The organism is Streptomyces sp. 1331.2 (assembly GCF_900199205.1).
Lineage (GTDB): Bacteria > Actinomycetota > Actinomycetes > Streptomycetales > Streptomycetaceae > Kitasatospora.
The window spans coordinates 1,850,345-1,857,500 of record NZ_OBMJ01000001.1 but is presented as its reverse complement, the minus strand read 5'-3'; the positions used below and the strand labels follow the sequence as shown (position 1 = coordinate 1,857,500).

Here is a 7,156-nt window from a genome sequence, read left to right as displayed (position 1 = left end):
ACATCTCAGTACCCGCAGGAAGAGAAAACAACCGTGATTCCGGGAGTAGTGGCGAGCGAAACTGGATGAGGCTAAACCGTTTTGGTGTGAGACCCGGCAGGGGTTGCCATTGCGGGGTTGTGGGAATGAGCTTCAGTCGTCTGCCGGCGGCTGGGCGAGTCAGAAACCGTATGGGTAGTCGAAGGACATGCGAAAGGTCCGGCGTAGAGGGTAAGACCCCCGTAGACGAAATCTGTACGGCTTGCTTGCTCATCTCCCAAGTAGCACGGGGCCCGAGAAATCCCGTGTGAATCTGGCGGGACCACCCGCTAAGCCTAAATATTCCCTGGTGACCGATAGCGGATAGTACCGTGAGGGAATGGTGAAAAGTACCGCGGGAGCGGAGTGAAATAGTACCTGAAACCGTGTGCCTACAAGCCGTGGGAGCGTCGTTCATCAGCTTGCTGGTGGGCCGTGACTGCGTGCCTTTTGAAGAATGAGCCTGCGAGTTTGCGGTGTGTAGCGAGGTTAACCCGTGTGGGGTAGCCGTAGCGAAAGCGAGTCCGAATAGGGCGTTTGAGTTGCATGCCCAAGACCCGAAGCGGAGTGATCTAGCCATGGGCAGGTTGAAGCGCGGGTAAGACCGTGTGGAGGACCGAACCCACCAGGGTTGAAAACCTGGGGGATGACCTGTGGTTAGGGGTGAAAGGCCAATCAAACTCCGTGATAGCTGGTTCTCCCCGAAATGCATTTAGGTGCAGCGTCACGTGTTTCTTGCCGGAGGTAGAGCACTGGATAGGCGATGGGCCTTACCGGGTTACTGACCTTAGCCAAACTCCGAATGCCGGTAAGTGAGAGCGTGGCAGTGAGACTGTGGGGGATAAGCTCCATGGTCGAGAGGGAAACAGCCCAGAACACCGACTAAGGTCCCTAAGCGTGTGCTAAGTGGGAAAGGATGTGGAGTCGCAGAGACAACCAGGAGGTTGGCTTAGAAGCAGCCACCCTTGAAAGAGTGCGTAATAGCTCACTGGTCAAGTGATTCCGCGCCGACAATGTAGCGGGGCTCAAGCACATCACCGAAGTCGTGTCATTGCAGCATTGAGGGCCAACGCCTGCTGTGATGGGTAGGGGAGCGTCGTGTGCCGGGTGAAGCGGCGGTGGAAACCAGTCGTGGACGGTATACGAGTGAGAATGCAGGCATGAGTAGCGATACAAGAGTGGGAAACTCTTGCGCCGATTGACCAAGGGTTCCTGGGTCAAGCTGATCTGCCCAGGGTAAGTCGGGACCTAAGGCGAGGCCGACAGGCGTAGTCGATGGACAACGGGTTGATATTCCCGTACCCGCTTTGAAGCGCCAACGCTGAACCTCTTGATGCTAAGCCCGTGAAGCCGGCCCGGAGTCTTCGGACAATGGGACGTGGTGGAGCCGGTGACCCAACGGGGTAGTAGGTGAGCGATGGGGTGACGCAGGAAGGTAGTCCAGCCCGGGCGGTGGTTGTCCCGGGGTAAGGGTGTAGGACGAACGGTAGGCAAATCCGCCGTTCACATAGTCTGAGACCTGATGCCGAGCCGATTGTGGTGAAGTGGATGATCCTATGCTGTCGAGAAAAGCCTCTAGCGAGTTTCATGGCGGCCCGTACCCCAAACCGACTCAGGTGGTCAGGTAGAGAATACCGAGGCGTTCGGGTGAACTATGGTTAAGGAACTCGGCAAAATGCCCCCGTAACTTCGGGAGAAGGGGGGCCATTCCTGGTGACGGGCCTTGCGCCTTGAGCTGGGGGTGGCCGCAGAGACCAGCGAGAAGCGACTGTTTACTAAAAACACAGGTCCGTGCGAAGCCGTAAGGCGATGTATACGGACTGACGCCTGCCCGGTGCTGGAACGTTAAGGGGACCGGTTAGCTTGGATTCGTCCAGGCGAAGCTGAGAACTTAAGCGCCAGTAAACGGCGGTGGTAACTATAACCATCCTAAGGTAGCGAAATTCCTTGTCGGGTAAGTTCCGACCTGCACGAATGGCGTAACGACTTCTCGACTGTCTCAACCATAGGCCCGGTGAAATTGCATTACGAGTAAAGATGCTCGTTTCGCGCAGCAGGACGGAAAGACCCCGGGACCTTTACTATAGCTTGATATTGGTGTTCGGTTCGGCTTGTGTAGGATAGGTGGGAGACTTTGAAGCGGCAACGCCAGTTGTTGTGGAGTCGTCGTTGAAATACCACTCTGGTCGTGCTGGATGTCTAACCTGGGTCCGTGATCCGGATCAGGGACAGTGTCTGGTGGGTAGTTTAACTGGGGCGGTTGCCTCCTAAAGGGTAACGGAGGCGCCCAAAGGTTCCCTCAGCCTGGTTGGCAATCAGGTGTTGAGTGTAAGTGCACAAGGGAGCTTGACTGTGAGACTGACGGGTCGAGCAGGTACGAAAGTAGGGACTAGTGATCCGGCGGTGGCTTGTGGAAGCGCCGTCGCTCAACGGATAAAAGGTACCCCGGGGATAACAGGCTGATCTTCCCCAAGAGTCCATATCGACGGGATGGTTTGGCACCTCGATGTCGGCTCGTCGCATCCTGGGGCTGGAGTAGGTCCCAAGGGTTGGGCTGTTCGCCCATTAAAGCGGTACGCGAGCTGGGTTTAGAACGTCGTGAGACAGTTCGGTCCCTATCCGCTGTGCGCGTAGGAGTGTTGAGAAGGGCTGTCCCTAGTACGAGAGGACCGGGACGGACGAACCTCTGGTGTGCCAGTTGTCCTGCCAAGGGCATGGCTGGTTGGCTACGTTCGGGAGGGATAACCGCTGAAAGCATCTAAGCGGGAAGCCTGCTTCGAGATGAGCACTCCCACCTCCTTGAGAGGGTAAGGCTCCCAGTAGACGACTGGGTTGATAGGCCGGATATGGAAGCCCTGTGAGGGGTGGAGTTGACCGGTACTAATAGGCCGAGGGCTTGTCCTCAGACGCTCGCGTTCACTGTGTGGTTCCCGGGTAGCGAACAGCTATCGCCGGCGAACACAAGAAACACTTATCAACTGAAAAGTGTGTTTCGCTGAATACCCGATAGGGTTTCGGTGGTCATAGCGTGAGGGAAACGCCCGGTTACATTCCGAACCCGGAAGCTAAGCCTCACAGCGCCGATGGTACTGCAGGGGGGACCCTGTGGGAGAGTAGGACGCCGCCGAACAATTATTCAAGGCCGCGGCCCCAGCGACTCGCTGGGGCCGCGGCCTTTTTGTGTTTTGCGAACGTGAAGAAGTCCGACATGACGGGACTTCCGCCCAGACGCGGAGGGTCCCGGCATGCCGGACAATGGAGAAGGTGCGCGGGCCAGGAGGCCGGCGCCGAAACCGCGTGACGGCAACGGAGTTGCACGCACGGCCCGCGCGGTGGAGCTGAAGCAGCAGAAGGAGTCACCACGATGTCGAACCAGCCCCAGGACCGTCCCGAGCGTCGATCGGACGACGGCCGAGGCTACGAGCCCCGGTCCCGTGGGGGCTGGTCCAACGACCGTGGCGGCAACCGCCGCGACGACCGCCCCTCCGGCGGCTTCCGCCGTGACGACCGCGATGACCGTCCGCGTCGTGATGACCGTCCGTCGGGTGGCTACGGCCGTGACCGTGACGACCGTGGCGGCGACCGCGGTGGCTTCCGCCGTGACGACCGTCCGGCCGGCGGCGGCTACCGCCGTGATGACCGCCCCTCGGGTGGCTTCAACCGTGACCGTGACGACCGTGGCGGCGACCGCGGCGGCTTCCGTCGCGATGACCGTCCGGCCGGCGGCGGCTACCGCCGTGATGACCGCCCCTCCGGTGGCTTCCGCCGCGACGACCGCGATGACCGTCCGCGTCGTGACGACCGTCCGTCGGGTGGCTACGGCCGTGACCGTGACGACCGTGGCGGCGACCGCGGCGGCTTCCGCCGTGACGACCGTCCGGCCGGCGGCGGCTACCGCCGTGATGACCGCCCCTCGGGTGGCTTCAACCGTGACCGTGACGACCGCGGTGGTTTCCGCCGCGATGACCGCCCCTCCGGCGGTGGGTTCCGTCGTGACGACCGTCCGTCGGGTGGCTTCAACCGTGACCGCGACGACCGTGGCGGCGACCGCGGCGGCTTCCGTCGTGACGACCGTCCGGCCGGTGGCGGTTTCCGTCGCGATGACCGTCCGGCCGGCGGTGGGTTCCGTCGTGACGACCGCCCCTCCGGTGGCTTCCGTCGTGACGACCGTGACGACCGTCCGCGTCGTGACGACCGTCCGTCGGGTGGCTACGGCCGTGACCGCGACGACCGTGGCGGCGACCGCGGCGGCTTCCGCCGTGACGACCGTCCGGCCGGCGGCGGCTACCGCCGCGATGACCGCCCGGCCGGTGGCGGCTTCCGTCGCGATGACCGCCCGGCCGGCGGTGGGTTCCGTCGTGACGACCGCCCCTCCGGTGGCTTCCGTCGTGACGACCGTGACGACCGTCCGCGTCGTGACGACCGTCCGTCGGGTGGCTACGGCCGTGACCGCGACGACCGTCCGCGTCGTGACGACCGTCCGTCGGGTGGCTACGGCCGTGACCGCGACGACCGTGGCGGCGACCGCGGCGGCTTCCGCCGTGACGACCGCCCCTCCGGTGGCTTCAACCGCGACCGCGGTGACCGTGGCGGCGACCGCGGTGGCTTCCGTCGGGACGACCGTGGTGGAGACCGTGGCGGCTTCCGCCGTGACGACCGCCGTGACGACCGCGGCCGTCGGGACTACGACGACCGCCGGGGCAACTACGAGCCCGTCAAGCGTCTGCCGATCCCGGAGGACGTCACCGGCTTCGAGCTGGACGCGGACGTGCGCCAGGAGCTCAAGAGCCTGCCCAAGACTCTCGCGGACGACGTCGCCCGCAACCTGGTGATGGTGGCCCGCCTGCTCGACAGCGAGCCGGAGGAGGCCTATCAGTACTCGCGTGTCGCCCTCCGTCTGGCCTCCCGCGTGCCCGCCGTCCGCGAGGCGGCCGGTTTCGCCTCGTACATGACCCAGCGGTTCTCCGAGGCGCTGACCGAGTTCCGCGCCGCCCGTCGGATGACCGGCCGGGCGGACCTGTGGCCGGTGATGGCCGACTGCGAGCGCGGTCTGGGCCGTCCGGAGCGGGCCCTGGCGATGGCCGGTGAGCCCGAGGTGAAGCAGCTGGACAAGGCCGGTCAGGTCGAGATGCGCCTGGTGGCGGCCGGTGCCCGCACCGACATGGAGCAGTTCGACGCCGCCGTGGTGACGCTGCAGAGCCCGGAGCTGGCCTCCAGCGCCGTGCACCCGTGGACCGCGCGTCTGCGGTACGCCTACGCCGAGGCGCTGATCGCGGCCGGCCGCGGCGACGAGGCCCGTGACTGGTTCGCGAAGGCGGCGGAGGCCGACACCGACGGCTCCACCAACGCCTCTGAGCGGCTCGCCGAGATCGACGGCGTGGAGTTCACCGACGCGCTCGACCCCGAGGCGGCCGACGAGGACGCCGACCAGTCCGAGGCGGCCAAGAAGCGCAGCGGGGACGTCGCCGACGACCGCGTGATCTTCGAGGACGAGGAGGACGTCGAGGAGTTCTACGACGAGGACGACCTCGAAATCGACGAGGACTTCGACGGCGTGGTGCCCGAGCGTGCCAAGGACGCCCAGGACTCGAAGGGTGCCGACGACGCCGAGGCCGGCGACGCCAAGAGCTGAGCGCCCGCAACAACGCCGTGAGGCCCTGCCGTTCCCCGGGAGATCCGGGAACGGCAGGGCCTCACGGCGTCCGGGCCGACGGGGGCGTCAGCCCAGCGCGAGGTTGCGCAGCACCAGCCCGGTGGCCGGCTTCGGCCCGAAGGAGGTGGACTTGCGCGGCATGGTGACGCCCTGTTCGGCCAGTCGTCGTACCACGCTCTCCCGGACCGGGTGCAGCAGGACGGCGGTGCCGCCGGAGCGGGCGGCCTCCCGTTCGGCGGCCGCGGCGGTGTGCAGGTAGCCGATGTCGTCCGGGCCGTCGGGGACGCGCCAGGTGTGGTCGAGCAGGGTGGCGTGCAGGACGGTGGCGTCCAGGTGGCGCCACTCCTCGGGCCGGTCGTGTGGCACGGTCGCGTCCAGCAGGGCCTCCTCGGGCTCGCCGAGCAGCCAGAAGACGCCGTCGCCGCCGGTCAGGACGAAGCCGTTGCCGCCCTGCCGCTTCTGCTCGGCGAGGGCCTGGAGGGCGGCGGGCAGCGGGCCGGGGACCTCCTTGACCTTCCAGTGGTCGCCCAGCTTCTCCAGCGCCTCGGCCACCGGCAGCCGGTAGAGCACCCGGTGGATGGCGCGGACCCGCAGCGGGTAGCGGGCGGTGTCCACCAGGAGCACCATGCCGCGGTCCCACGGGCTGCGCGGCAGGTGGCGGTGTTCGCGCTGGAGGCGCAGGTACATCTCCCAGCGGTGGTGGCCGTCGGCGATCAGGGCCCGGCAGGTGGCGAGGTCACGGCCGATCTCGGCGATGTCGGCCGGGTCTGCGACGGCCCACAGGCGGTGGTGGGTGCCGTCGGTGGTCGCCGTGGAGACCAGCGGCTCGCCCTCGACCGTCCGCTCGATCACGCCGGAGGCACCGCCGTTGCCGCGGTAGGTGAGCAGCAGCGGTTCGAGGTTGGCCCGGGTGGTGCGCATCAGGCCCACGCGGTCGGCGACCGGCCGCGGCATCACGTCCTCGTGCGGGAGGACGACGCCGACCTCGGGGCCGCTCACCGCGAGGGCGCCGATCAGGCCGCGCTGGAGGAGTTCGGGGGAGTCGGCGGTGGCGGGCACCCGTTGCTCGTAGACGTAGATCGCGGGATCCGGGTCCGCGGCGAGGATGCCCTCGCGCTGCCAGGCGGCCAACAGGCGGGCGGCGTGCCGGTACCGGGTGTCCCGGTCGGGGCGGTCACCGGCGTCCTCGGGCTCGGGCCTGGGCAGGATCAGCCGGACCACGTTGTGCGGGTCGGCGGTCTCCAGGTCGAGCCTGCGGCCCGGGTCGACGACGTCGTACGGCGGTGACATCACCGCGGCCAGGGCGCCGACCCGGTCGGGGACGTAGCGCAGGCCGCGGAAGGGGGACAGGGACAGGCCGGCGGTGGCGACGTGCCCGGGATCACCGGGGCCGCCCTCGGGAGTCTCGACTCCGTCTTCTGCACTGGGTGTGCTCATTCTGGGCATCGTAACCGGGTACGCGTTGTTCAGAGATCGGAATACCCG

Annotated in this window: 2 protein-coding genes, 2 rRNA genes and 1 pseudogene (1 of these 5 only partly in view); 4 read left to right on the top strand and 1 reads right to left on the bottom strand. The window is 66.2% G+C overall.

From position 1 onward, the window contains the following. From CRP52_RS07705 to CRP52_RS07690, 4 genes and pseudogenes are all read left to right on the top strand, one after another. Positions 1-2,922: ribosomal RNA gene (locus tag CRP52_RS07705) — 23S ribosomal RNA — on the top strand; it begins 199 nt to the left of the window's first position. Between the two features lie 109 nt (positions 2,923-3,031). Then, positions 3,032-3,148 (top strand): 5S ribosomal RNA (gene rrf, locus CRP52_RS07700). 516 nt (positions 3,149-3,664) lie between these two features. Further along, positions 3,665-4,357, top strand: a pseudogene (locus tag CRP52_RS41035) (hypothetical protein); the annotation flags it as partial. Between the two features lie 384 nt (positions 4,358-4,741). Continuing rightward, positions 4,742-5,650 (top strand): tetratricopeptide repeat protein, encoded by a 909-nt coding sequence (locus CRP52_RS07690; protein WP_183107267.1) that lies wholly within the window; start codon positions 4,742-4,744, stop codon positions 5,648-5,650. A gap of 87 nt (positions 5,651-5,737) precedes the next feature. Here the strand turns inward: CRP52_RS07690 and CRP52_RS07685 are convergent, their stop codons facing one another. Beyond that, the gene (locus CRP52_RS07685; RefSeq protein ID WP_097235713.1) at positions 5,738-7,108 is read right to left on the bottom strand and encodes a DUF1015 family protein; all 1,371 of its coding nucleotides are present in this window, start codon (positions 7,106-7,108) and stop codon (positions 5,738-5,740) included. Positions 7,109-7,156 lie beyond the last annotated feature (48 nt).